The sequence below is a fragment of the Fodinibius sp. GM21 genome (assembly GCF_058386955.1).
Window position 1 is genome coordinate 703,354 of sequence record NZ_JBYEIQ010000002.1, and the last position, 23,256, is coordinate 726,609.

Annotated in this window: 23 protein-coding genes and 2 tRNA genes; 11 read left to right on the forward strand and 14 right to left on the reverse strand. The window is 41.6% G+C overall.

Annotated elements, in window-relative coordinates; all coding sequences use genetic code 11:
• Window positions 1-142: 142 nt before the first annotated feature.
• On the forward strand, window positions 143-649 hold the full coding sequence (locus tag ACT3IB_RS06965) for a hypothetical protein (protein ID WP_491538282.1): 507 nt from the start codon (window positions 143-145) through the stop codon (window positions 647-649).
• On the opposite strand, the gene ACT3IB_RS06970 is transcribed toward ACT3IB_RS06965, so the two are convergent.
• Window positions 641-1,492 (reverse strand): SDR family oxidoreductase, encoded by an 852-nt coding sequence (locus ACT3IB_RS06970; RefSeq protein ID WP_491538283.1) that lies wholly within the window; start codon window positions 1,490-1,492, stop codon window positions 641-643. The genes ACT3IB_RS06965 and ACT3IB_RS06970 overlap by 9 nt on opposite strands.
• A gap of 104 nt (window positions 1,493-1,596) precedes the next feature.
• Here ACT3IB_RS06970 and ACT3IB_RS06975 point away from each other — a divergent pair, with 104 nt between their 5' ends.
• Together ACT3IB_RS06975 and ACT3IB_RS06980 are read left to right on the forward strand one after the other, a co-directional pair.
• Window positions 1,597-1,968: a co-chaperone GroES gene (locus ACT3IB_RS06975; protein WP_491538284.1), complete on the forward strand. Its 372-nt coding sequence runs from the start codon at window positions 1,597-1,599 to the stop codon at window positions 1,966-1,968.
• Window positions 1,969-2,040: 72 nt separating this feature from the next.
• Entirely contained in the window at window positions 2,041-2,937 is an 897-nt protein-coding gene (locus ACT3IB_RS06980) for an MBL fold metallo-hydrolase (RefSeq protein ID WP_491538285.1), read from the forward strand.
• 169 nt (window positions 2,938-3,106) lie between these two features.
• On the opposite strand, the gene ACT3IB_RS06985 is transcribed toward ACT3IB_RS06980, so the two are convergent.
• Window positions 3,107-3,745: an ABC transporter ATP-binding protein gene (locus tag ACT3IB_RS06985; RefSeq protein WP_491538286.1), complete on the reverse strand. Its 639-nt coding sequence runs from the start codon at window positions 3,743-3,745 to the stop codon at window positions 3,107-3,109.
• A 175-nt stretch (window positions 3,746-3,920) separates the two neighbouring features.
• Between ACT3IB_RS06985 and ACT3IB_RS06990 the strand changes: the two genes are divergently transcribed.
• Both ACT3IB_RS06990 and ACT3IB_RS06995 read left to right on the forward strand, forming a co-directional pair.
• Window positions 3,921-5,507 carry a DUF8457 domain-containing protein gene (locus ACT3IB_RS06990; protein WP_491538287.1) on the forward strand — a complete coding sequence of 529 codons (1,587 nt, stop codon included), beginning with the start codon at window positions 3,921-3,923 and terminating at the stop codon, window positions 5,505-5,507.
• Window positions 5,508-7,058 carry an acyl-CoA carboxylase subunit beta gene (locus ACT3IB_RS06995; RefSeq protein WP_491538288.1) on the forward strand — a complete coding sequence of 517 codons (1,551 nt, stop codon included), beginning with the start codon at window positions 5,508-5,510 and terminating at the stop codon, window positions 7,056-7,058.
• Between the two features lie 67 nt (window positions 7,059-7,125).
• Here ACT3IB_RS06995 and ACT3IB_RS07000 read toward each other — a convergent pair whose 3' ends face one another.
• The 3 genes from ACT3IB_RS07000 to ACT3IB_RS07010 all read right to left on the reverse strand — a co-directional run bounded on the left by ACT3IB_RS07000 (window position 7,126) and on the right by ACT3IB_RS07010 (window position 9,626).
• A complete protein-coding gene (locus tag ACT3IB_RS07000; protein WP_491538289.1) occupies window positions 7,126-8,604 on the reverse strand; it encodes a phytoene desaturase in 1,479 nt (492 codons plus the stop codon).
• Between the two features lie 84 nt (window positions 8,605-8,688).
• A complete protein-coding gene (locus ACT3IB_RS07005; protein WP_491538290.1) occupies window positions 8,689-9,282 on the reverse strand; it encodes a septal ring lytic transglycosylase RlpA family protein in 594 nt (197 codons plus the stop codon).
• Window positions 9,283-9,554: 272 nt separating this feature from the next.
• A tRNA-Thr gene (locus ACT3IB_RS07010) sits at window positions 9,555-9,626 on the reverse strand.
• A gap of 113 nt (window positions 9,627-9,739) precedes the next feature.
• Here ACT3IB_RS07010 and ACT3IB_RS07015 point away from each other — a divergent pair.
• Window positions 9,740-10,357, forward strand: a complete 618-nt coding sequence (locus tag ACT3IB_RS07015; RefSeq protein ID WP_491538291.1) for a rhomboid family intramembrane serine protease — start codon at window positions 9,740-9,742, stop codon at window positions 10,355-10,357.
• Window positions 10,358-10,366: 9 nt separating this feature from the next.
• On the opposite strand, the gene serC is transcribed toward ACT3IB_RS07015, so the two are convergent.
• Both serC and ACT3IB_RS07025 read right to left on the reverse strand, forming a co-directional pair.
• Complete coding sequence (gene serC / locus ACT3IB_RS07020) at window positions 10,367-11,446, reverse strand: 3-phosphoserine/phosphohydroxythreonine transaminase (RefSeq protein ID WP_491538292.1); 1,080 nt, start codon at window positions 11,444-11,446, stop codon at window positions 10,367-10,369.
• Between the two features lie 25 nt (window positions 11,447-11,471).
• Window positions 11,472-12,680 carry a DUF1015 domain-containing protein gene (locus tag ACT3IB_RS07025; protein WP_491538293.1) on the reverse strand — a complete coding sequence of 403 codons (1,209 nt, stop codon included), beginning with the start codon at window positions 12,678-12,680 and terminating at the stop codon, window positions 11,472-11,474.
• A 167-nt stretch (window positions 12,681-12,847) separates the two neighbouring features.
• Between ACT3IB_RS07025 and ACT3IB_RS07030 the strand changes: the two genes are divergently transcribed.
• Window positions 12,848-13,174 (forward strand): DUF1844 domain-containing protein, encoded by a 327-nt coding sequence (locus tag ACT3IB_RS07030; RefSeq protein ID WP_491538294.1) that lies wholly within the window; start codon window positions 12,848-12,850, stop codon window positions 13,172-13,174.
• Entirely contained in the window at window positions 13,174-13,620 is a 447-nt protein-coding gene (locus tag ACT3IB_RS07035; protein ID WP_491538295.1) for an NUDIX hydrolase, read from the forward strand. Before ACT3IB_RS07030 ends, ACT3IB_RS07035 begins: the two co-directional genes overlap by 1 nt.
• A 94-nt stretch (window positions 13,621-13,714) precedes the next feature.
• Here the strand turns inward: ACT3IB_RS07035 and ACT3IB_RS07040 are convergent, their stop codons facing one another.
• The 5 genes from ACT3IB_RS07040 to proS all read right to left on the reverse strand — a co-directional run bounded on the left by ACT3IB_RS07040 (window position 13,715) and on the right by proS (window position 18,610).
• Entirely contained in the window at window positions 13,715-14,368 is a 654-nt protein-coding gene (locus ACT3IB_RS07040) for an energy transducer TonB (RefSeq protein WP_491538296.1), read from the reverse strand.
• A 173-nt stretch (window positions 14,369-14,541) separates the two neighbouring features.
• Entirely contained in the window at window positions 14,542-14,946 is a 405-nt protein-coding gene (locus tag ACT3IB_RS07045; RefSeq protein WP_491538297.1) for a VanZ family protein, read from the reverse strand.
• Window positions 14,943-16,460, reverse strand: a complete 1,518-nt coding sequence (locus ACT3IB_RS07050; RefSeq protein ID WP_491538298.1) for an NAD(P)H-hydrate dehydratase — start codon at window positions 16,458-16,460, stop codon at window positions 14,943-14,945. Before ACT3IB_RS07050 ends, ACT3IB_RS07045 begins: the two co-directional genes overlap by 4 nt.
• Window positions 16,454-17,134, reverse strand: a complete 681-nt coding sequence (locus ACT3IB_RS07055; protein ID WP_491538299.1) for a hypothetical protein — start codon at window positions 17,132-17,134, stop codon at window positions 16,454-16,456. The genes ACT3IB_RS07050 and ACT3IB_RS07055 overlap by 7 nt, the downstream gene beginning before the upstream one ends.
• 9 nt (window positions 17,135-17,143) lie before the next feature.
• Entirely contained in the window at window positions 17,144-18,610 is a 1,467-nt protein-coding gene (gene proS / locus ACT3IB_RS07060) for a proline--tRNA ligase (RefSeq protein ID WP_491538300.1), read from the reverse strand.
• Window positions 18,611-18,795: 185 nt separating this feature from the next.
• Here proS and ACT3IB_RS07065 point away from each other — a divergent pair.
• Window positions 18,796-18,869: transfer RNA gene (locus ACT3IB_RS07065), tRNA-Met, on the forward strand.
• 140 nt (window positions 18,870-19,009) lie between these two features.
• Here ACT3IB_RS07065 and ACT3IB_RS07070 read toward each other — a convergent pair.
• Together ACT3IB_RS07070 and ACT3IB_RS07075 are read right to left on the reverse strand one after the other, a co-directional pair.
• Entirely contained in the window at window positions 19,010-19,582 is a 573-nt protein-coding gene (locus ACT3IB_RS07070) for a M23 family metallopeptidase (RefSeq protein ID WP_491538301.1), read from the reverse strand.
• A gap of 282 nt (window positions 19,583-19,864) precedes the next feature.
• Window positions 19,865-20,518, reverse strand: a complete 654-nt coding sequence (locus ACT3IB_RS07075; RefSeq protein WP_491538302.1) for a response regulator — start codon at window positions 20,516-20,518, stop codon at window positions 19,865-19,867.
• Between the two features lie 199 nt (window positions 20,519-20,717).
• On the opposite strand from ACT3IB_RS07075, the gene aspS reads away from it, so the two are divergent.
• Window positions 20,718-22,523: an aspartate--tRNA ligase gene (aspS, locus tag ACT3IB_RS07080; RefSeq protein WP_491538303.1), complete on the forward strand. Its 1,806-nt coding sequence runs from the start codon at window positions 20,718-20,720 to the stop codon at window positions 22,521-22,523.
• A gap of 12 nt (window positions 22,524-22,535) precedes the next feature.
• Window positions 22,536-23,246, forward strand: a complete 711-nt coding sequence (locus tag ACT3IB_RS07085; protein WP_491538304.1) for a DUF429 domain-containing protein — start codon at window positions 22,536-22,538, stop codon at window positions 23,244-23,246.
• Window positions 23,247-23,256 lie beyond the last annotated feature (10 nt).

Sequence of the window (23,256 nt, forward strand, 5' to 3'; positions counted from 1 at the left end):
CGAATGCAATCATTGTATTAAAGAAGAAAATTCATCACCGGAACAAATTACAGGATTTCTTGTACATATAGATGGAGTTGTTATAGAATCTATATTGATGTTGGCTCGGGAGTAAAATCCTGAACTAAAAGAATTGATCCCCATGTATATTATCGACCATGACAAGCAAGTTGACCTCATAAATGAGATGAAACAATTGCGTAAGGACAGCAAGAAATATGAGGTTTATTACCACCATCCCTATACAAACCAGATGTGGAAAAGTTTTTTTCCGCGCGCAAATGGAGATGAGTTGGGTCCCAAGTTATTGCGCCACGAACCCGTACCTTCCGACATAGATGAAAGATTGAACATTTGCTTGGGGGAGGACGCTCCTGAAAATGCTATAGGTTTAGGTATTGAATGGTCGGCTCGGCCGGAAATCTGGCCGGATGTTGTTCAAGCCTTAGAAAATCGCTATTCGCATTTCGATCGCAACCAGCTGAAACTTTTTTTAGACAACCTTCATCTGGATGAGGCCAAAGAAAAGATGCCAGCTGAGACTTCTGAAAAAGATGGAAAGGAAAATGAAATTACTGAAGATAAAGTTGGTAATTTAATCTGGAGAACCCGAAAAATACGAGTGAAGAGATTTTTTATATTAGGATAATTCCGTTAGTTCTTCACTTCTTTTCCACAGTTGGGAAGTAATATCATCATTGTAGGCAATGGGAGAAGGTTCAGCTAATTTTTCATCCTTAAAATATCGCCCATTCATGGATGTCACTTCATCGGATTTAGCAAGGTAAATGGTTGTTGCCGCTCCCGACTTTGGCGATCGCATAAAAGGTTTGCCCATCCAATAAAATAGTTTCATTGCCCAACCTGCTTCTTCTGCTAATTGGGTTCTTACTACACCGGGATGTAGGCTGTACGCTGTTATAGCACTATCAGCTGTCCGTTTAGCCAGCTCGTGGGTAAACATGATATTGCAGAGCTTGGAAATACCATAAGCATTCATAGCAGAATAGTTTTCAGTAAGCTGTAGGTTGTCCAGGTCAAAGACGTTAGCAACCATCTTGTGAACTTCTGATGATACATTAATGATTCGACCGTCCTCTGATTGGTAAAGTCCATCCCAAAGTAAATTGGTCAGTAGAAAAGGGGCAAGGTGATTCACGGCAAGTGTTTTTTCGATACCGTCAATGGTTTCTTTGCGTTCATTGACAATGAGTCCGGCATTATTAACGAGGACATCAATTTGATCAAATTCCTGGTTAATCTGGTCAGCTGCAGATCGCACATCATATTGTACAGCCAGGTCAGCGATTATAACTTCGACACCCGTATTACCGGTATCTTTTATAATGTCTTGTCGAGCAGTTTTAGCGCGTTGCTCATTCCGACAGACCATAATTACATAAGCGCCATCGGCGGCAAAGCTGCGTGCTGTTTCTTTGCCAATACCTGAATTGGCACCCGTTACAATACATAACTTGTTCGATAAGTCCATAATTTTTACGGGTTAAGGGAGTAAATCTTTAATTCAGATTGTTATACAAAGACGTTACCTTTAAACGTTTATTCAACAATAGCTTTGCAAATTAAATTTCTGAGATGATTCAAGAATACCTTAATTCAGTCGATAAATTTATAGTTGTAGGTGATCGGGTGCTGATTAAACCTCGTGATATGGAAACTAGAACCAAGAGTGGATTGGTATTGCCTGCTACTGTGAAAGAAAAGGAAGATATTCACAGCGGATATGTGGTAAAAACAGGGCCCGGTTATCCCATTCCATCCAACGAAGTGGATGAAGCCTGGAAAGAAACCAGCGAAACGAAATATATAGGAATGCAGGCTGAGGAGGGTGATTTAGCAATATTTATTAAGGATCAGACCCACGAAATTGAGTTTGAAAACGAAAAGTATTTAATCTGTCCCCATGCTGCTATCTTATTATTGATCAGGGATGATATGGCACTTTAGGAATGATTTTTTGTTTATTGGGTTTATTGTAGGCGTAATATCTTACTAAACCTTAACGAAATTGCCTTAAATATGGATCGCCGTCAATTTATATTCCGTTCTTCATTATTGGCAGCCGGGGCTGCTTTTCCGTTTAAATCTTTATTTGCTAATCACCAAGGTAGTTTTACTACGCTTCGGCGCAATGTGGGCTATTTTACAGAGCGTGGCGGCACGATCGGTTGGTTGGCATCGCCGGATGCAATGGCTGTTATTGACTCCCAATATCCCGCGACAGCTAAAAATTGCCTAAACGGATTACAGGATAAAACGGATCAGCCTTTAAACCTACTCATAAACACTCATCACCACGGTGATCATACCGGCGGCAACCCGGTCTTTAAGGGAGTAGCTGAAAAGATGGCAGCACATGAAAATGTGCCTAAATTAATGGAAAAAGCGAATGAAGAAAGTGAGGGGGAAGGAAATACAGCATACCCCGATACGACTTATTCCGAGAGTTGGGAAATGGACTTGGGAGATGAAACCATCCATACGAAATACTTTGGTCCCGGTCACACGGGTGGTGATTCTGTGGTCTATTTTGAAAAAGCCAATGTTGTGCACATGGGAGATTTGGTGTTCAACCGGATGAATCCCTATACCGATCGACCATCAGGAGCTTCCATGCAGAATTGGACGAACATTTTATCAACTGTTGCGGATGAGTATCCTTCTGATGCTATTTATATTTTTGGGCATGCCAACCCTGAATATGGAGTCACCGGAGAAAAAGAGGATCTCGATGTAATGAAGAATTATCTTTCTGCTGTATTAGATTATGCTCAGCAAGGGATTGACCAAGGGTTGAGCAAAGATGAGATTACCAATAAGAAATTGCTGGAGAATTTCGGTCATTTTCTATATGCTGATTTTTGGACTCTTTCTGATAATCTTGGAGTAGCATATGAAGAGTTAACACAATCATAAATATGGCTGAGCTGAGTAGATCAACGCAAGAAAATAGATCAGAAGAATCCCGACAGTGCACCTATTGTGGTGCAAAGGCTCCACTGGTTTGGGTGCACGGACACGGGCAGTGTGCTAATTGTGGTATTAATGTTCGGGAGTGTTGCCAGGGTGAAACTTGTCAGATTGATTAATCCTGTTCGACAAACGTCTCTTTTTCAATAGAAAAGGTCCGTTCGCAGAGATTCAGTTCATCGGGATTATTTGAAGCAATGATGATCAGCTTTTCAGGCTCATCAAATGCTGTAACAATTTCGTTTACAAGGTCTCGTCCCTCCTCATCCAGGTTGGATCCCGGTTCATCTAATAGCAAAATATCAGGATCATAAAACAAGGCCGAGGCCAGGCGCAGCCGTTGCTGCTGTCCTGTTGAAAGCTTTCCAAATGGTTGATCAATAGCATGTTGAAGTCCGACCTTGGAGATCCATAAACCAATCGTTTTAACAGAATTAGTTTGGTGCCGCATTTTTGAAATGAATTCGAGGTTTTCGCGGCAACTCAGCTCATTATAAAGATTGATGTATGGAGCCGCATATCCCAACTTGTTTTTAAGATCTGTTTTATTGAGTACAGTTCCATTATCTTTCCATGCGATGTTTCCGGAACTCGGGGGCAAAAGTCTACCGAGACATTTCAAAAATGTAGACTTTCCTGAGCCGTTAGATCCCGCAATGCCCAAGGCAGTTGACTGGTGATCGAAGGAGATATCCGAAAAAATAATATTCGGACCAAAGGACTTTTTTAGCTGTTCAACAGATAATGTAATCATAGGCCAAAGGTAATAAGGGATCATCAAATCCTAAATGGAAACTTTGGCAGATCCACGTTTTTAAATATGTTACCCAATTAATGGAAAGGAAATTTCAAAAGATTCTCAGGATTTAACATATTGAGCCGTTCTTAGGTTGTATTGCCTTTCGTTAGACGATATATTTCCCAAAATTATGAAACAAATAATACAGCAAATAACAGAAAGACTAATCGATCGTTTGCCCGAAAACGATCAATATTATCGGATTGAAGAACTTCGCTCCTGGGAGTTCCCATCTTTTATTGTTCGGCGGATCAGTGTGGAATTAAAGCGTAACCTTTCTGATTCGATGAACATCCCTAAAACAGACTGGGCCAATACCAGTGCTGATGCCGTACTTGATGCCTGGCAAAAATTTATTGATGCTATTCAAGATGAAGCTCGTCTGCCGGCCAGTTATGCACAGGCCGTTATTGAAACGGCAGTTTCGGATGTTATAGAAATGATGGTTCAGCCGCGAAAAAATGTGCCGGACGTCATTTTTGGAGCCAAAGATGAGCTTTCGGAAGAACAGTTGCACCAGCGGTTAAAAGCTGTTGTCGTTTATCGGCACTTTGCTGTTGTCCTATCTCGATATATGCGGAAGAAGGAATTGGAAACACTTAGTAAAGAGCGCTGTTCAACTATTATTGCTCAGGCTGATGAGAAACTAACTTCCAAATATTCTCCGTTAAACTGGGCTCAGATGCTGGAACCCCTTTTTCAGCTGCAGGAAGATGGTATCGACACTAATTTATTGCGACTATTTTTTGAAGATAAAAAGATGCCACGGATTGCGCGGAAGTTTGACCTGATGAACACAGTTCTAAGTCGAGCTGAATTTATCGAAGTGCTTTCGTCACCCGAATTGCTGGACTTTGATGGATATGAAGATGATCAATCTTCACTTTTTGAAGACCAACCGCCCGCAAAAAATGATACCAGTGATGTTGTCTCTCAACCTGTTTTAGATGAGGAGAAGGACGAGTCGGTTCAGCAAACTCAAGAAAATGAACTACAGGAATTGGAATCCGGAGATCAACTTGAAAATTCTGATGAAATTGATGAGAGTGAAGATAAAGAGGATGATTCGTTAAATACTGTTTTCGAGGATGAGACTGAGGAAGAAGAGGATAAGGAAATAATATCCGAAAGTGAGGAAAGGGAAAAAGTAAAAGGGCAGGAAGCCGAGAAAGAAGAAAATTCCGAAGAAATAGAAGAAGAGCAACAAGAAAACTCTCCGTCAGATAACAGCATTTCATCTATCAACACCGAGGGCAAAGAAGAATCGGAAGCAGACACAGAGGATACATCCGATTCTGAAGAAGGTACGCCTATGTGGATGCGCTACATGAGTGATGAAGAGATCGAAGAGTATAAAAAAGAGTACGGTGCCGAAGAAGATGAAAAGGTTGATGAGGATGGATTTATTGATGAACCTATTATTGACCTGACTAAGGAAGATGCTTCTGATGAGGAGATAAAGAATCTCCGCGATATGCTAGCGGATGACGAGAAACTGTTTGTAGAAGAGATTTTTCGGGGCTCTGATCGTGCTTTTGATCAGGCGATTGAGGATATTGCTGCTTACGACAGTTGGCGCGATGTGAGTAAATATATTGAGAAGGATATCTTTAAACGTAATTTAGTTGATATGTATTCTGAGGCGGCGGTGGATTTTACTGATCGGCTACAGAGTTATTTTTTGGAGAAACAAAATCGCAATAAACAAGAAAATTAGATGGCTTCGGATAAAAAGGTAGAGCGACTTAAACAAAAACGTAAAGACGCGCAAAAAGGCGGAGGCGAAGAACGAATACAAAAACAACATGATAAGGGGAAGCTGACGGCGCGCGAACGCATTGACATTTTACTGGATAAGGGATCTTTTGAAGAGATTGACCCATATGTAAAACATCGAAGTCACAAATTTGGTCTCGAAGATAAAAGAATAGATGGTGATGGAGTGGTTACCGGATTTGGAAAAGTCCACGGCCGCCCAATCTACGTATTCAGTCAGGATTTTACCGTCTTTGGAGGATCACTGTCGGAGACCCATGCCGAAAAAATTTGTAAGGTGATGGATATGGCGATGAAAAATGGCGTGCCTATCATTGGTCTTAATGACTCGGGTGGCGCTCGGATTCAGGAAGGCGTATCCTCATTGGGCGGTTATGCCGAAGTCTTCTGGCGCAACAGTATGGCATCAGGTGTAGTGCCGCAGTTTTCGGCGGTAATGGGCCCTTGCGCCGGCGGTGCGGTCTACAGTCCAGCCTTGACTGATTTTGTATTTATGGTCAAAAATACCAGCTATATGTTTGTTACCGGTCCGAATGTTGTTAAAACTGTAACCCATGAAGAGGTAACCTCCGAAGAGCTGGGCGGCGCCAGTGCCCATGGATCGAAGTCAGGCGTAGCTCATTTCACAGAAGAAAATGATGCTATTTGCCTGCAACAACTTCGCAAGCTCTTAACCTATGTGCCACAGAATTGTGAAGAGAAACCTCCCCGAGAAGAATCCAAAGATTCCGATTCGGCAAAAGCCAAAAAGCTTGATGATATTGTGCCCGATAATCCCAATAAGCCTTATGATATAAAGGAAGTAATTGAGGGTATTGTAGACAAGAACTCGTTTATGGAAGTCCACGAGCATTATGCCACTAATATTGTGGTAGGTTTTGCCAGAATCGACGGACGCAGTGTAGGCATTGTTGCCAATCAACCACTGTCACTGGCCGGAGTGCTCGATATTGATGCATCGCTCAAAGGTGCTCGATTTGTGCGTTTTTGTGATGCTTTCAATATTCCATTGGTAACCTTTGAAGATGTCCCCGGATTTCTACCCGGTACCGATCAGGAGTGGGGAGGTATCATTAAGCACGGTGCTAAGCTGTTGTATGCTTTTTGTGAGGCTACCGTACCAAAGATGACCGTAATTACCCGGAAGGCATACGGTGGTGCGTATGACGTAATGAATTCGAAGCATATCCGTGCAGATTATAACGTTGCTTGGCCTACAGCAGAAATTGCAGTTATGGGACCAAAGGGAGCAGTTGAAATTATTTTCCGAAAAGAGATTGCCGCTGCCGACGATCCTGAAGCTAAAGAGCAGGAACTGATCGACTACTATAAGGAAGAGTTTGCGCATCCGTATAAAGCTGCGGAACGCGGATTTATTGATAACGTAATCCTGCCCAGCGAAACGCGCGAAAAGTTAATTCGTGCTCTGGAGGTTTCTGAAAACAAGGTAGATCACGTACCTCAGAAGAAGCACGATAATCTGCCTCTGTAGAGGTTTGAAAGTTTATTGGAATCAAAAATATATACCCGGCACATATAGATGTGTCGGGTATTTTATTTTAAGATTTACAAATCAAATCTTCAGCTATTTTTGCAGACGAAAGTACGCCCGGCAGCCCTGCTCCGGGATGGGTACCCGCTCCTACAAAAAACAGGTCATCTACGTCTTCAGATTTGTTATGCGGTCGAAACCAGGCCGACTGGGTAAGAATAGGCTCTACCGAAAAGGCCGATCCTTTATAACTGTTGAGCGTATTTTGAAAATGCAGGGGATCAATGTGGTGTTCGACCACAATATTTTCTTCGAGGTTGGGAAGGTAGTTTTCCTCCAGAAATGAAATGATGGCATCGCGATATGGTTTGGCTTTTTCATTCCAGTCGGTGTCACTGTCTAAATGGGGCACCGGAGAGAGAACGTAAAACCCTTCGCAGCCTTCGGGAGCAAGAGAAGGATCGGTCTTTGTGGGCATATGAAGGTATAGAGAAAAATCCTCAGCCAGCTTCTTATCATGAAAGATGTCGGAGAGCAGCTCCTCGTATCGCTCACCCAAAATAATATTGTGATGCTCGAGTTCAGAATCCAGGTATCGCTTTTTTGTTCCAAAGTAGATCACAAAGAGCGACATGCTGTACTTCGTCCGCTCAATTTTACGATTGGTCCACGTGGTGCGTTTGCTTTCTGGGATCATATTGCGATAAGTGAAGGCCACATCAGCATTAGATACTACTTGATCTGCCGAATATTCACTGCCGTCTATAAGTCGAATACCATTCGCTTTGCCGTTGCTTATTGTGATTTCATCGACCTCTGCATTGTAATGGATTTTGCCGCCTTGCTCCTCAATCAGTCGAGCCAAAGCATTTACGATTGAACCGGTCCCCCCCATAGCGTAATGCACCCCCCACTCGCGTTCCAGGTAATGGATCATTGCATAGATGGAGGTGGTATCAAAAGGGTTTCCACCTACTAGCAGGGGATGAAAAGAGAACACCTTGCGCAGGAAATCATTTTTAATGAATTGTGCAATATATTTGTAAACTGTTTTGTGGGATTGAAGCCGGATGAGATCGGGCACTACTTTAATCATATCCCACAGATTTAAAAATGGTTGATCGGCCAGTTCTACAAATCCTTTATTGAAAATAGCTTTGGTGGTCTTGAGGAACTTGGTGTAGCCTTCCTTATCTGCAGGATTCCATTGCTCGATTTCGTTTAAAACAAAATCGTGGTCGCCGTTATAGTCAAACTTTTCACCTTCAGCATTAAATATCCTGTAAAAGGGATCACAAGGGACCAACTCAAAATAATCTTCTCGATTTTTTCCGGCTGCCTCAAAAATTTCATCAAATAAGAATGGAGCTGTTATAACGGTGGGGCCGCCGTCAAACTTAAAGCCGTCCATTTCATAAACATACGCGCGTCCGCCGGGTTTATCTCTTTTTTCAAACACTTCAACTTCATGTCCTTGTGATAATAGTCGAGATGCTGTAGCGAGTCCGCCAAAGCCGCTGCCAATGACAATTATTTTTTTCTTCATCTGTATGTGTTGTATGGGATTATAGCTGATGCTACAACCAAAAAATGTAATCAATACATTCCAACAGAAAGGAATATTTTTAAATTAATTTTCTATCTGTTTTACGTAGCCATTGAAGCCCCGTCTTTTGAGCTGGCGCTGTTTTGAACGGGCATTATTTTTATCAGTATAAATACCGTGATACACGCGGTATACGGTTTTGCTGGCCATATTAATTTTTTCGACTCGTGCACCTTGAATTTTTTTAGCGTGAGATCGGGCTTGATGTTCATGGTTGAATGAGGCGAGCTGCACAGTGTAGGTAGGTACTTTAAGATTAGTCACTCTTGAGTTTTTGAGATCGCCCTCCAACAGAATCAATTCTACAGGGGCAGTACCCGGTCCCAACATATCGATTTTATCAGCAGCTTTTTTAGATAGGTCGATAATACGATCTTTCGCGTAGGGGCCACGATCATTGATGCGAACTGCCACAGACTTACCATTATTCAGGTTTGTAACTTTGACAATTGTATTAAAGGGGAGGGTCCGGTGAGCAGCCGTAAGATCATACATATCATAAGTTTCACCGTTGGCTGTTAGTTTGCCATCAAAATTAGGTCCATACCAGCTTGCCATTCCTTCCTCAACTTTTTCGCCGCCCCCGCGGGAGTCAGAGTTGTTACTAGTTTCCCCCAACCGAGAGCTCGTACCACAAGAACTGATAAATAAACTGATGACTAATATAAATAGTGGAAGATATCGCAAAATGATTATGCCTGATGTTTAAAGTATGCAATAATATATTTTTACAGGATATAAAAATCCATAGTACTTAATCGTAAAACTCAGCTATGTTTTAGCAACTAAATGCGATGTATTTTGTTTCGTAAAATGATAAAAGGAGGGAATATTTTGAGATGACGTTCCCGATCTTTTGAAACGACCTATTTCTTAACCTGATTAAAAAGAGCCGATGACTGGATTCGAACCAGCGACCTATTCTTTACGAGAGAATCGCTCTACCCCTGAGCTACATCGGCTTTAAAGATGATCAAATATAAGTACTCTGCAGCTTTGATGGCAACCATGAGCAAAATTAAATTGGAGATCGAACAGGCTCTTGTCTATCTTCGATGATCATAAATAAGAGTATATGGAAGATTATATAGCAAGCTATCCCGTTACATTTTATTTAGTTGTTGCCAATGTGATTATATCGCTGGCTGCGCTGTATCTATATCCTAAATTTATTGAGATGGGATATTTAAAACCCTATCGGACTGTCAGGGAAAACAGCTGGTATGAGTTGCTCACATCAGGATTTTTACATGCCAATTTGGGGCACCTTTTTGTAAACATGTTCACCCTGTATTTTTTTGGACCCATAATGGAACGAATATTGGGTGGCGGCTCCTTCTTAGGATTGTATTTAACGGGACTTATTGTGGCTGGAATTCCCTCAGTCATAAAATTTAAGGATAATCCTAACTATGCTACCCTGGGAGCATCGGGAGCGGTGGGGTCCGTTCTTTTTGCATTTATTTTTCTATTTCCAATGGAAAAAATTTACCTGATGTTGATACCCATTCCTATTCCGGCATTTGTGTTTGCAATCTTCTATTTAATCTACAGCATGTACGCCAGCAAACAGGAGCGAGGAAAGATTAATCACGAAGCCCACCTTGCTGGTGCTCTCTGGGGTATTTTATATTTGTTGATTTTCGTACCAAATACGATCGATCATTTTCTAACCGTATTTGGACTGATGTGATTTAGTTGGTTAACTGTTCTCTTTTCTAAATGCTTTCATGAAGTTGACCAATGCTTCTACGCTTTCCATCGGACATGCATTGTACATGCTAGCCCGGATACCACCCACACTGCGGTGTCCTTTTAGCGTATACAGGTCTTGCTCTTCGGCTTCTGATAAAAACTTGGCTTCAAGTTCTTCCGATGGAAGTCGAAAGGTGGCGTTCATCAGTGAGCGCGAATCTTTTCTAACGGCACCGCGGTAAAAATCATCCCGATCGATTTCATCGTAAAGCAGCCCGGCTTTCTTTTCATTGAATGATTTGAAGTGTTTCAGGCCGCCTTTATCTTGAATCCATTCCAACACGAGATTCACCATATATACGTTAAAAACAGGTGGAGTGTTGAATATTTTTTCTGCGTGCGTTTGATATTGCAGAATAGTTGGTACGTTTTTGGTTTTTGCTTTCTGCAAGAAATCTTTTCGGATGATAACAACTGTTACACCGGCGGGACCAATATTTTTCTGAGCGCCGGCATATATGATTCCATACTTGGATACATCTATAGGTTTTGAAAGAAAGTCTGAAGAGGCGTCACAAACCAAGGGGATTCCATTGGTTTCGGGTTCTTTGGGGAATTGGGTTCCTGCTACAGTATTATTCGAAGTAAAATGAACATACACAGGATTATCACTAAAATTCAGTTCATTGTTGGCTGGAACCCGATCATATCCGGTTTCACTACTGCTGTAAGGACGATGAACATTTCCAAAGACTTTGGCCTCTTTGATAGCCTTGTTTGACCAGCGTCCCGTATCAATGTAATCGGCTGTTTGATTCTCATCCAGAAAGTTAAACGGAACCATCATAAACTGTGAACTGGCACCGCCCTGCAGGAACATGATTTCAAAGTCATCTCCAAGATGTAGCAGGTCTCGGATACGTGCTTTTGCCTGTCGGTCAATCTCGGTGTATTGGGTGCTTCGGTGGCTGATTTCCATCACTGATCGGCCCATATTCTGAAAGTCAGTAAGTTCTTGCTGAGCTTTTTCTAATACTTCGAGGGGAAGTGTAGCTGGACCTGCACTAAAGTTATGTACGCGTTTCATAGGTTTATAAGATAGAATGTTGCAATTAAAAAGTGTGAACGAGTAGTCCCGATCGCAGTTTTGGTTCAAACCAAGTTGACTTTGGAGGCATCAGCCGCCCTTCATCAGATACTTTTACCAGTTCTTCGATACTTGTAGCATACATGCTGATGGCCAGATCGGCTGTTCCATTATCAACTAGATTTTCTAATTCTTCAGTACCTCGTATTCCTCCAACAAATGAAATGTTTTTGTTACGACGAGGATCATCGATATCTAATAAAGGAGAAAGTACAAACTCTTGGAGTCGATGTACATCAAGTTTTTGAACACTGTTGGGATTGTTATCCAGCGGAAGTTTCATTCCGTACCAGTTTCCATCAATATAAATACTAATGGTTCCTTTTTCGGATGGTTTGGGATCAGCACCTGTGGTTAGGCTAAATTTATCTTCCAATGTGCTTAAAAAATTATCAGGGATAGCATAAACAACCCGATTATAGGGTAGAATATTCATGTTTGACATGGGAAAAATAACCGCCGGGAAGAAATTATATTCTTCATTACCTGTATGATCCGGATTGTTCTGTCGCTTCTGTTCCGCTGCCCGGGAGGCACTTTTGCACCGGTGATGTCCGTCAGCGATATAGAGGTGAGAGATCGATTTGAATGCTTTAACAAATGCTTCGGTTTTATCTGCTCTCCACAATTTATGAATAACTCCATCAGAAGCTTTGAATTCAAAAAGAGGGTTTTCGTCTATAGTTGCTTCAAGAAGCTCTTCAATTTTTTGATCATCCTTATACGTCAGCATTACCGGTTCGGCATGAGCCTGTTGCGTTAGGATGTGTCGCGTACGATCGTCCTCTTTGGCGGGTCGCGTTAGTTCGTGCTTAAGTATCACTTCATTATCATAGTCTTCTACCGAAACGCATGCAAAAATGCCGGTTTGAGGTCGTCCGTTACGTATCAATTGATATACATAGATTTGCGACTCATTTTCTTGTTGGAGCGTACCATTTTTCAGAAATTCGCTCAAGTTTTCGGCTCCTTTGTCATATACTTCATCGTCGTGAGGATCTGTTCCCTCCGGTAAATCAATTTCCGGGCGAACGACATGAAGGAAACTTTTGGGATTACCTTTAGAAAGAGATCGCGCTTCCTTGATGCTTACAACATCGTAGGGAACACAAGCTATTTGTTCCACGTTTTCGGGGACAGGATGCCAAGCTTTGAATGGTTTCAGAACAGCCATGAAATGGATCTTTATTCATTAAATATTTTAGATTGGAGCCCTCTAAAGTACTTGGTTGTTGACAATATTTAAAGAGTTATTTCTAATAAAATGGATTGTACGTAAAAATTAATTCTTTACGATAAAGAGCTTATTTTAAGGTCAATTTTGAATCAAAATTTTGAGGTATGGACAAGACTAATTACAACGGAGATAATTTATCAGAAGACGAACAGCAGCAATTGCTCTTTATGATGTTGGTGCAACAACATCAACAGATTGCCATGATGGGAATGGGCAAATTAGAAAATCCTCAAACCGGAAGTACGGAGAGAGATCTGAAATCAGCAAAGTTTGCAATCGATACCCTGCTGATGCTTGAAGAATTTACAGAGGGTAATCTTCCTGATCAGCTAAAAAGTTATTTAACGGAGACCCTGAATAATCTGCGTGTGAATTATGCTGATGAGAAAGAAAAAGAAGATGAAGAATCAGGAGACCAAGAAGCAGAATAATGAATATTGTTGAGCCTGTTACAGCTGCAGGAGGTGTGGTTTTTAAACGTAGAGAAAACGCTGATCCAACTATACTATTAATATTCCGCCGCGGGGTATGGGATCTTCCCAAAGGGAAGATAGAAGAAGGAGAAACCGTCAAAGAATGCTCGGTTCGTGAAGTTTCTGAAGAAGTTGGAGTATCGGTTTTACCTGAAATCGTTTTTCAGCTCCCGGAAACCTATCACGAATATGAGCAGGACGGAATAGATTACGGTAAAACAACGCATTGGTTCGGGATGCGATTTCCTGATGATGCAAAGCCTGATTTTACTCCACAAGCTGAAGAGGATATAGAGAAGGTGGGTTGGTTCTCTCTTGGAAAAGCTCAAAAGCTGGTTGGTTATGAAAACTTGTCGGATGTATTAAAAGCGTTTAAACAAAAATATCAGCAATATATTCTATAAGTGATAAATTAATCGCGGTTATTAAAATTAGCTACTCAATAAAAAAAGGCCTGCTAAAAGCAGGCCTTTTAAATTCATTAACTAAGCACAAAAGTTAATTTTGCAGCTTAAAGGTAATGGGCAAGCTATACTGTACTCGAACGGGCTTTCCACGCTGACGTCCAGGCTCAAATTTAGCTTGCTTTACCACTCGCAATGCTTCTTTATCACAACCACCGCCAATTCCTCGAATTACTCTGGGGTTTTCAACTTCTCCCTGTTCATTCACGATAAACTGGATAATAACTCGACCCTCAATACCCGCTTTTCGGGCCATATCCGGATAATTGATTTGTTTTTGAAGTTCGCCTAAGCCGCCTTTCAATTCTGGCATGTTTTCTACAGCAACAAAGAAATCTTCTTCATCTTCTTCTCCCTGAGGTTCTTCCGGTTCGGGAAGCGGTTCATCCATATTGATGTCGGCATCAATATTAATGTCTTGGTCCTCAATAATTTCATCATTTGGCACTTCAACAGGTACTTGTGGACGTGGAGGGGGTGGTGGTTTTTCTTCTTGCTTCGTCTGTGTTACTTCCTCCATTTCTACGACTTCCTGCTCTTGGGTAAGATCAACATCCTGTTTTTCCGCTACGAACTGAACTTTCATTGCGGTAATGAAAATTAATAGGACGACAACCATACCCAGCTGCAAAAAGATAGTGTAGTAATTTCTAAGATCAGCTTGTGGTTTTTTTCTTTCAGAACCCATAATGCTTTAATCTCCGCGTTAAATTGAAATAAACTTATTAGGAATTGTAAGTAAACAAATTATTCTACTTAATCTCCACTTAAATAACAGTAAAAGAGGGTAAATTATTCCATTATTTTTCGCAAATCGTAAAATGTCACAAAAAATGCCTTTAAAATGATTTATAGGAGGGATTATGATTTGTTTTCTTCGGGTAGTATTGTTTTTAAAATGCCAACAGCTAATAGGCATCCTAAAAGATCAAACAAAACATCAATGGGATCTCCTTCTCGATTTACAGGAAGTGTGTATTGCATAACCTCAATTAGTATCCCAAAAATAGTTCCGCTGGCAAATATAATCCAGAGTTTTATAGTTTTTGATTTATGTATAGCGTAGTACAATCCTACAGATAAAGTCCAGCTACCAAAAAGTACGGCATGACCTAATTTGTCATAGCTCCAAAGTTTATTTTGGCCCATGACATTGGCTGGCAGTAATGTTAGTAGCAACATTCCGAGAGTCAGAGTAATAACGCCAATGGGGAGCAAATAACTGTGGTCCGAAAAAAAAGAATAAATGGAAGATGATATATTCATATAAAATCTTTTGGTTCAGGTAAATCCTGAAAACGCTTTAAATAATTTTCAAGTTTCTGTTTACCTTTTAATAAACCGTGCGCACAGCTTATGTCAGGGGAATAGCCCAGGGCCAAACGAGCACTCACTTTGCCGGCTAACACATCGCCGCTTCCAGCTCGGGAAAAATATTTGGTATCATAGTTTGTTAGATAGCATTTACCTGTTGGTGTTCCAACTATTGCTGGCATACCTTTAGCAAGTAATGTAACACCGGAAGCTTGTGCATATTTTCTGATAGTATTTAAGCGGGACTCTTTTTGCAACTCAGTATTTTGTGTTAAACGATTTAACTCACCCGGGTGTGGGGTTAAAATCCACTCTGACTGTTCATGTTTGGGAAGTTTTTTTAGTTGAGCTAAACACCATAGTCCGTCAGCATCAATAACGGTGGGACTTGTGCTTTGGGATAGCACCTCTTGTACAAAATTCACAGTAGATTGTTGGCGTCCTAATCCCGGACCAATTAGCAGGGCTCCCTCTTTTTGAGATAAAATTTTTACAACCTGGTTTGAATGCCCCTTTTTGAAAAAGAAGTCGTTTCGACTTCCCACTGGTTTTTTTATGATGGATGGCAACGCTTGTTCATAAGTAGGAAGAATTCCTTTAGGACAAATAAGAATTACAGCTCCCAACCCTTCAGCCCAAGCACTTTGAGCAGCCATAATTGCGGCTCCCGTTAATCCTTCTGACCCGGCTATTATATATAGTACTCCGGAATTATATTTATGCTGGCCGGGAGTTGGAGGTTCTACTTGAATCCAGCTTTCATCAAGAAGGTAGTTATGACAATCTTCTTTATACTGATTTGGGAAAGGAAGTTCACAGTAATGAATAGAGCCGGCTTTTTCTGGACCACTGCCGAGGTAGAGTCCTAATTTTCGTCCGCCAAAGGTAAATGTAGTATGTGCTTTAATAGCAGTTCCCATTATTTTACCGGAATCAGCATGCAAACCGGTAGGGATATCCATAGCAAAAACGGGCTGTGATTGTTTATTTGCCCATTCTGCCGCCTTGATATAATCGCCCCGTACATCGCTGCTTAATCCGGTGCCGAGCATACCATCAATAATGAAGTCAAATTCTTCTGGGGGACTGAATTGTTCCCATCCCTCCCAAATCGTCAGCTTATTGTTCGAATTGAATTTTCTGAGAAGTTCTAAATTTTTTTGGGTATCGGGAGAAAGGTCATCCGATCCGCTTAAAAATACAATGGAAGAACTGATATTGTTCTGAATAAGGTATCGTGCTACCACGAGCGCATCTCCGGCATTATTTCCTTTTCCACAGAGATAAATGCCGTGCGTTAATTCTTTTTGCTGAAGTAATATTTTTGCAGCCGATGAGCCGGCTATTTCCATCAGCGTAAAACCGTCGATCTTCATTTCTTCGATGGTACGCCGGTCCATTTTTTGGCTCAGACCGGAATCAAACAAATAATGAGAATAAGGCGCGTCAAGAGTCTCCTTTACCATGTAATATTTGTAAATATGATTAACTCAATGATTGTAAGTAGAATTCCGGCAGCAGCTCCACCCAATAATTCTGTTAATGAGTGGACACTGAGATGATACCGTGCCCACATCATTACAGGTAAAAGTAGTAAAAGGTGGATTAAGGATAAAATTAATGTGATGGTTTCATATTCTGTAATCCCCCAAAGAAAGATGAGGTAGTAAACAGTACCTGCCACTGAAACTGATGCGGAATGGACACTTACTTTCCATCGGAGGTTTAGGAGAAAAGAAATTGTCAGATTGGCCAATACTACCAGCGAAAGCACGAAAATAAATATGTGGAGCGTCGAGGTGAGTTGGTAAATAATAAGGGAAGCAATGGCTGCACTGACAATCGAAAAGGCATATAATAAGGTGCGCGTTTTTCGTAGTGGTAAATCCAAGGAATGGATGACTCCACGCCGAAACATAGAAATTGTAAGCAGGAATGGTAATACGCTGTAGCAAATCACAGCGATACCGGTAACTTGTAATGTTGTAAACAGCGATTGGCCTAAAAGAAGACAGGTACCCAGAAATACCGCGGGTGGCATTAATAAAGGATTGCCGAGGTCAGAAATCAGACGTGCCGATCCTTCCTCAGCAAGTCGATCAACAATATTGAGTGTATTGTCTACGGGCGATTGCTCCATAGGCATTATTTAGTAGGCACGCGCAAATAAAACTTTCTGATTCGAAGGTTCTCCCGTTACGATGCATTCTCCCTCTTCGCCATCTTCGAGCGGGATACAGCGGATGGTTGCCTTTGTTTCATCCTTGATTTTTTCTTCAGTTTCAGCGGTACCGTCCCAGTGAGCATATACAAATCCGCCTTCATTTTCGATCACTTCTTTGAACTCATCATAAGAATCAACGCTATGTGTATTTTCCTGGATGCGTTTTTGAGCAGATTCGTAAAGATCATCCTGAATGGTATCCAGCAGTTCATCAACTTTTTGAGCAATACCGTCGCGACTGACGATATTCTTGTCTAACGTATCGCGTCGGGCTAATTCCACATTATTATTTTCAAGATCGCGGGGACCGATGGTCAAACGCAAGGGGATGCCGGCTGCTTCGTGCTCGTTAAATTTCCAGCCCGGACTCATATTTTCGCGGTCATCCAGCTTTATGCGGATGTTCAGGGCGTTAAGCTCATCAATGATTTCCTGACAATAATCGAGCACTTGTTCTTTTTGTTCATCACTTTTCCAGATAGGCACAATAACCACTTGATTTGGTGCCAGTTTTGGAGGCAGTACCAGTCCCTGGTCATCGGAGTGGGTCATAATTAATCCGCCAATAAGTCTGGTAGAAACGCCCCAGCTGGTGGCCCATACGTATTCGTGTTCTCCTTCCGAACTCTGGAATTTCACGTCAAACGCTTTGGCAAAATTTTGTCCTAGGAAGTGAGAAGTACCTGCTTGCAGGGCTTTGTTATCCTGCAACAGCGTTTCAATACAATAGGTATCCACCGCTCCCGCAAATCGTTCAGATTCTGTTTTGACACCTGTTTTTACCGGCATGGCCATATATTCCTCGGCAAAAGTGCGATAGACCTCCAACATTTGCCGTGTTTCTTCGACGGCTTCTTCTTTAGTGGCATGTGCAGTATGACCTTCTTGCCACAGAAATTCCATGGTGCGTAAGAACAGGCGGGTACGCATCTCCCAGCGAACAACATTAGCCCATTGGTTAATCAAAATAGGAAGATCCCGATACGACTGAATCCAGTTGCGGTACGAATCCCAGATGATAGTTTCAGAAGTTGGACGAACGATGAGTTCTTCTTCCAGCTTTGATTCAGGATCAACCTCTACACCATCTTCGGAACTCTGCAGACGGCTGTGAGTGACGACCGCACATTCTTTAGCAAAGCCTTCAACATGCTGGGCTTCTTTTGACAAGAATGATTTTGGGATAAATAGCGGGAAGTATGCATTCTCATGGCCGGTATCTTTGAACATCTGATCCAGCGAATCCTGCATGTTTTCCCAAAGGGCGTAGCCATTGGGACGAATGACCATGCATCCACGCACAGGAGAATGATCAGCCAGCTTGCCTTCACGAATTACATCTTGATACCATTGTGAAAAATCTTCGGTTCTTTCGGTAATTTTCTTTGCCATGAGAAATAACGGAATTCAGTGCTTAGAATGTATTTTGAATTTGTAAGCTGGAAAATAAGGCGATTTCGATGAGCCTCAAAAAAAGATGTTGGTTTTCCATTACATGGATTGAAAAAAGTTATAGGCAAGACTTAATATTTAATCAGAATTGCTTTATATTTGGCAACTCTTGTTTTGATCAGCATACCGTGGTAGCTCAGTTGGTGAGAGCGTCGGATTCATAACCCGGAGGTCGGCGGTTCGAATCCGCCCCACGGTACAGTTACTATAAAACCCGAAGTTTTGAAGACTTCGGGTTTTGTTATTTTGATGGGATAGTAAAGTTATTCAGGATCCTGCCTTTTCTCTCATTTATTACGTTTATCAGCGTATAAATCGATTTGAACCTGCATTGGCGTTTCACCTTTCCAGGCGCCAACGTGTACATGAGGTGGCATTATTTCCGACTTTCGCAACGACATCACCGGCGTTTACCTTATCTCCTTTCTGTACTTCAATCTCTCTAACATGTGCATAGACGATTGTTGTGCCATTGTCGTGCTCAAAAAGAATATAACCGGTGGGTGCTTCCCGGTCCATAACGCCCGGTTTATTAGACGATGTAGGGTGATTTACTTTCTTAATGGTACCATCAAAGGGAGCCATTACATCCTTACGCCAACTGTACCAATCCTCATTGGTTAAACCATCAGTTTTAAAACGACGTACAATTCCTTCGTCCGTAATTTTTCCAATAGTAAAATCTCGTCCCAACTGGTCTCCGAGTCCGAGATTTAGTTTATACTCATGTTCTGAGCTTACCATTTCACCTTTGATGACTGGGTGGATAAATACGGATTTAGAAAGGGTGTCATTTGGGGTATCCCCCAATCCATATTGTGCGTTAGCTTGATTGGAAATACCGGTCAGGAGAAATAGTAAAAGTGTACCGATTAAAAAATGTATCGTTCGATAGTTTTTGTGGGACATCATAATAGAGTTTTATATATGATATGTGAAAAAAACTGTTACGAATACCTCCTTTTGGTGTTACGATGAGTGTGATCGAAGAAAATTAGATCACGGATTAGGGAATCAATGAGGAAGGGAAGGAATGGATAAAAAAAATTAGCAGTTATCCTGTCACAGATAACTGCTAAATATCATCTACAGACGGCTATTACCCCATTTGCAATTATAAGTTACTTTACACAGCGGCCAGCATCAATAGCTATAAGTTGGTATTTTATCTACGTAAAAATACGTACATGGAAATTAATCAACTGAAACCAAATTAGATTGGATGGCATATCGTACTAGTTCTGCAATATTGTTGAGCTCCAATTTTTCCATCAGGTTGGCCCGGTGGGTATCGACAGTCCGGGGGCTGATGTACAGTTTTTCGGCTATCTGTTTGCTGGTCAGCCCATCAACAATAAGCTGTAGAATTTCTTGTTCCCGATCCGTGATATGCTGATGATCATAGCTTCCGGATCGATTACTCCTATGTAAGAAAGACTCTTTCATTAAATCAGAAATTGGATCGCTAAATACTTGTTGCCCTTTAGCGATAGCCCTGATGCCATGTAGTAAATCGGACTTTTCGGTATTTTTCAAAAGATATCCATTCACATTAGCTTCAAGGGCATCAAGTAACATATCTTTATTAATGTGCATGGAAAGGATAAGAATTTTCGTTTCTTGCTCTAATTCCCGAATCTCTTTTGCTGTTTCAATCCCACTTTTATCCGGCATGTCAATGTCAAGAATGCAGATATCGGGATGGGTTTCCCGGAATAATTTAATGCATTCTTCTCCCGTTGAAGCTTCGCCTACAATTTCGATATCCTTGGATGAGGACAAGTACGTACTGATACCGAATCGTATGATCTCGTGATCATCTGCTATGAGAACAGAGGTTTTAGTCATGGGTTAGCCTTTGTTATACCATCTCAGCCAATGATATTCTTTGCTTGGTGGACTTATTTATAAATATAAAGTAATCAAAGCATTTGAAATTCAGAAACGTCTGCTGAAATAGAAATAACAATAAGCGATTGGTCGTCATATTACTTATTTTCAAAGCTTCTCAAAAATGATTTGAAATTATTAGAAAGTAGTAACACATATGACCTGGAAACGAACGCATCACTGTTCTGAGTTAACATTAGAAAATACCGGCGAAGAAGTTGTACTCAATGGGTGGGTGGCAACGCGACGAGATTTAGGCGGTGTAATATTCATTGATCTGCGCGACCGCCACGGTATCACACAAATTGTTTTTTATGAAACGGATGAGCAGCTGCATGAAAAAGCTGAAGAGCTGCGAACGGAGTATGTAATTGGTATTAAAGGAGTAGTCGAAAAGCGTGGCGAAGAAAATATTAATCCGGAATTGACTACCGGCAGTATTGAAATTCGTGTTACTGACCTTGAGATTTATTCTGAAGCTGAAACAACGCCCTTCGAAATTAAAGACGGAATAAATACAAGTGAAGAACTCCGTCTTAAGCACCGTTACTTAGATCTTCGGCGTCCCGAGATTCAGGAAAACATGATTATGCGTTCTGATTTCTACCAGTCAACGCGTTCGTTTTTCTATGACAATGATTTTTTAGAAATCGAAACACCTGTACTGATGAAAAGCACGCCCGAAGGCGCCCGTGACTATCTGGTACCTAGTCGGGTTAATCCTGGTCGATTTTTTGCCCTTCCGCAAAGTCCGCAAACCTACAAGCAGTTGTTAATGGTTTCCGGCTTTGACCGCTATTTTCAGATTGTAAAATGTTTTAGAGATGAAGATCTCCGTGCCGATCGTCAGCCGGAGTTTACTCAGATTGATGTTGAGATGTCTTTTGTGAATGAAGAAGACGTGATGGAAACCACAGAAGGACTTATGGAAAAAATTATGAATGAAACGGTTGGGGAGGAGATCGAGACGTCGTTCGATAGAATGACTTACGACCAGGCCATAAAAATGTACGGTACGGATAAGCCGGACACTCGTTTTGGCCTTGAGTTTGCAGATTTTTCTGATCTTGTTGCCAATTCTGAATTTAAAATATTTTCCAATACGGTTGATAAAGGCGGAGCGGTACTGGGTATTACTGTTCCTGAACAGGGTGATATGGGACGTGGAGCTATTGACCGCTTAACCGAGCGTGTAAAACAAGAAACCGGTGCTGCAGGACTTATCTATATCAAACTCAATGAAGAGGACGGTGTAAAATGCAGCGTGGGCAAGTTTTTGAAGGACGAAACCGTTGAGTCGATGGTAGACAGAGCTGATGCTGATATGGGAGATTTGGTACTCATTCTTGCAGGTCCTACCCCTGAAGTGCACAAACAGATGGGCCAGTTCCGTCTGATGATGGGTAAAGAACACAACCTGATTGATGAAGATGAATATAATTTCTTATGGGTAACTGATTTTCCGCTGGTAGAGTACAGTAAAGATGATCACCGGTATCATGCTTTGCACCATCCCTTTACAGCACCAAAGCCAGAGGATCTGGATAAGCTTGATGATGATCCCGAAAAAGTTCGATCACGGGCGTATGACTTAGTGCTCAATGGATATGAGATTGGAGGTGGTTCTATTCGTATTCACGATCGGGGACTGCAGACCCGCATGTTTGAGTTATTAGGTATTGATAAAGAAGAAGCGCAAAAGCGTTTTGGCTTCTTGCTGGATGCCTTTAAATATGGGGTACCGCCTCATGGAGGTATTGCACTTGGTGTAGATCGTATTGTGATGATCCTTTCCGGTGGAACCAGCCTTCGTGACGTGATTGCTTTTCCTAAAAATCAGAAAGCGCAGAGCCTGATGGATAACAGTCCCGACTTTGTGGACAAAGAGCAGTTGGATGATCTCCATATTGAGCTGAAAAAATACGCTAAGGAAGCGGCACAAGAACAGGAATCAGGAAATTAAATTTAAGTTGATTTGAAAACATTAGGAATTGACGGTTGCAGATCGGGTTGGATTGCTATTAGCTTAGATGATGAAGGCGCCGGGTATTGGCTGCTGGAATCTGATAAGCAGTTGAAAGAATATTTAGAGGAATTTGATCGCATTTTTATAGATGTGCCCATTGGTTTGGAGGAAGAGGAATATGTGCGAGAGTGCGATGATGAGCTTCGCAACATCTTGGGGCCCGATTACCAAGCCAGTGTATTTAATCCGCCCATACGCCCGGCTTTGTATTCTCCGACCTATGCCGAAGCATCGATGACCAGCTACGAAATTACGGGTAAAAAGATTTCTACTCAGGCTTGGAATATTACTCCGAATATCAAAACGGTCGATCAGTTTTTACAGAGTGATGAAGAACTAAAGGATAAGGTTTTTGAAAGCCACCCTGAGCTTCTGTTTCGTATTTTGAACGGCAACAACTCCATCCTTCAAAAGAAGGCGACCAAAAAGGGATTGCGCCATCGCTTAAAATTGCTGAAAGATAGAAGCGAATATGCCGATGATTTTTTCCGTGACATCAAAGAGGAATATCGGCGTAATCAGGTTGATGAAGATGATATCGTGGATGCGATGGTTTTGGGTTGGTTTGCACTTCAATCAACTGAGAAAGAAATGAAGACGTTGCCTGAAGATCCTCCTACCGATTCAGTCGGATTACCTATGGCCATTCACTATGTATAGAATTTGTTGG

Bases quoted from the DNA above. Each gene is read 5' to 3' on its own strand.
- ACT3IB_RS06965 (WP_491538282.1), top strand. From the start codon at position 143: ATGTATATTATCGACCATGACAAGCAAGTTGACCTCATAAATGAGATG.
- ACT3IB_RS06970 (WP_491538283.1), bottom strand. From the start codon at position 1,492: ATGGACTTATCGAACAAGTTATGTATTGTAACGGGTGCCAATTCAGGT.
- ACT3IB_RS06975 (WP_491538284.1), top strand. From the start codon at position 1,597: ATGATTCAAGAATACCTTAATTCAGTCGATAAATTTATAGTTGTAGGT.
- ACT3IB_RS06980 (WP_491538285.1), top strand. From the start codon at position 2,041: ATGGATCGCCGTCAATTTATATTCCGTTCTTCATTATTGGCAGCCGGG.
- ACT3IB_RS06985 (WP_491538286.1), bottom strand. From the start codon at position 3,745: ATGATTACATTATCTGTTGAACAGCTAAAAAAGTCCTTTGGTCCGAAT.
- ACT3IB_RS06990 (WP_491538287.1), top strand. From the start codon at position 3,921: ATGAAACAAATAATACAGCAAATAACAGAAAGACTAATCGATCGTTTG.
- ACT3IB_RS06995 (WP_491538288.1), top strand. From the start codon at position 5,508: ATGGCTTCGGATAAAAAGGTAGAGCGACTTAAACAAAAACGTAAAGAC.
- ACT3IB_RS07000 (WP_491538289.1), bottom strand. From the start codon at position 8,604: ATGAAGAAAAAAATAATTGTCATTGGCAGCGGCTTTGGCGGACTCGCT.
- ACT3IB_RS07015 (WP_491538291.1), top strand. From the start codon at position 9,740: ATGGAAGATTATATAGCAAGCTATCCCGTTACATTTTATTTAGTTGTT.
- serC (WP_491538292.1), bottom strand. From the start codon at position 11,446: ATGAAACGCGTACATAACTTTAGTGCAGGTCCAGCTACACTTCCCCTC.
- ACT3IB_RS07025 (WP_491538293.1), bottom strand. From the start codon at position 12,680: ATGGCTGTTCTGAAACCATTCAAAGCTTGGCATCCTGTCCCCGAAAAC.
- ACT3IB_RS07030 (WP_491538294.1), top strand. From the start codon at position 12,848: ATGGACAAGACTAATTACAACGGAGATAATTTATCAGAAGACGAACAG.
- ACT3IB_RS07035 (WP_491538295.1), top strand. From the start codon at position 13,174: ATGAATATTGTTGAGCCTGTTACAGCTGCAGGAGGTGTGGTTTTTAAA.
- ACT3IB_RS07040 (WP_491538296.1), bottom strand. From the start codon at position 14,368: ATGGGTTCTGAAAGAAAAAAACCACAAGCTGATCTTAGAAATTACTAC.
- ACT3IB_RS07045 (WP_491538297.1), bottom strand. From the start codon at position 14,946: ATGAATATATCATCTTCCATTTATTCTTTTTTTTCGGACCACAGTTAT.
- ACT3IB_RS07050 (WP_491538298.1), bottom strand. From the start codon at position 16,460: ATGGTAAAGGAGACTCTTGACGCGCCTTATTCTCATTATTTGTTTGAT.
- ACT3IB_RS07055 (WP_491538299.1), bottom strand. From the start codon at position 17,134: ATGGAGCAATCGCCCGTAGACAATACACTCAATATTGTTGATCGACTT.
- proS (WP_491538300.1), bottom strand. From the start codon at position 18,610: ATGGCAAAGAAAATTACCGAAAGAACCGAAGATTTTTCACAATGGTAT.
- ACT3IB_RS07070 (WP_491538301.1), bottom strand. From the start codon at position 19,582: ATGATGTCCCACAAAAACTATCGAACGATACATTTTTTAATCGGTACA.
- ACT3IB_RS07075 (WP_491538302.1), bottom strand. From the start codon at position 20,518: ATGACTAAAACCTCTGTTCTCATAGCAGATGATCACGAGATCATACGA.
- aspS (WP_491538303.1), top strand. From the start codon at position 20,718: ATGACCTGGAAACGAACGCATCACTGTTCTGAGTTAACATTAGAAAAT.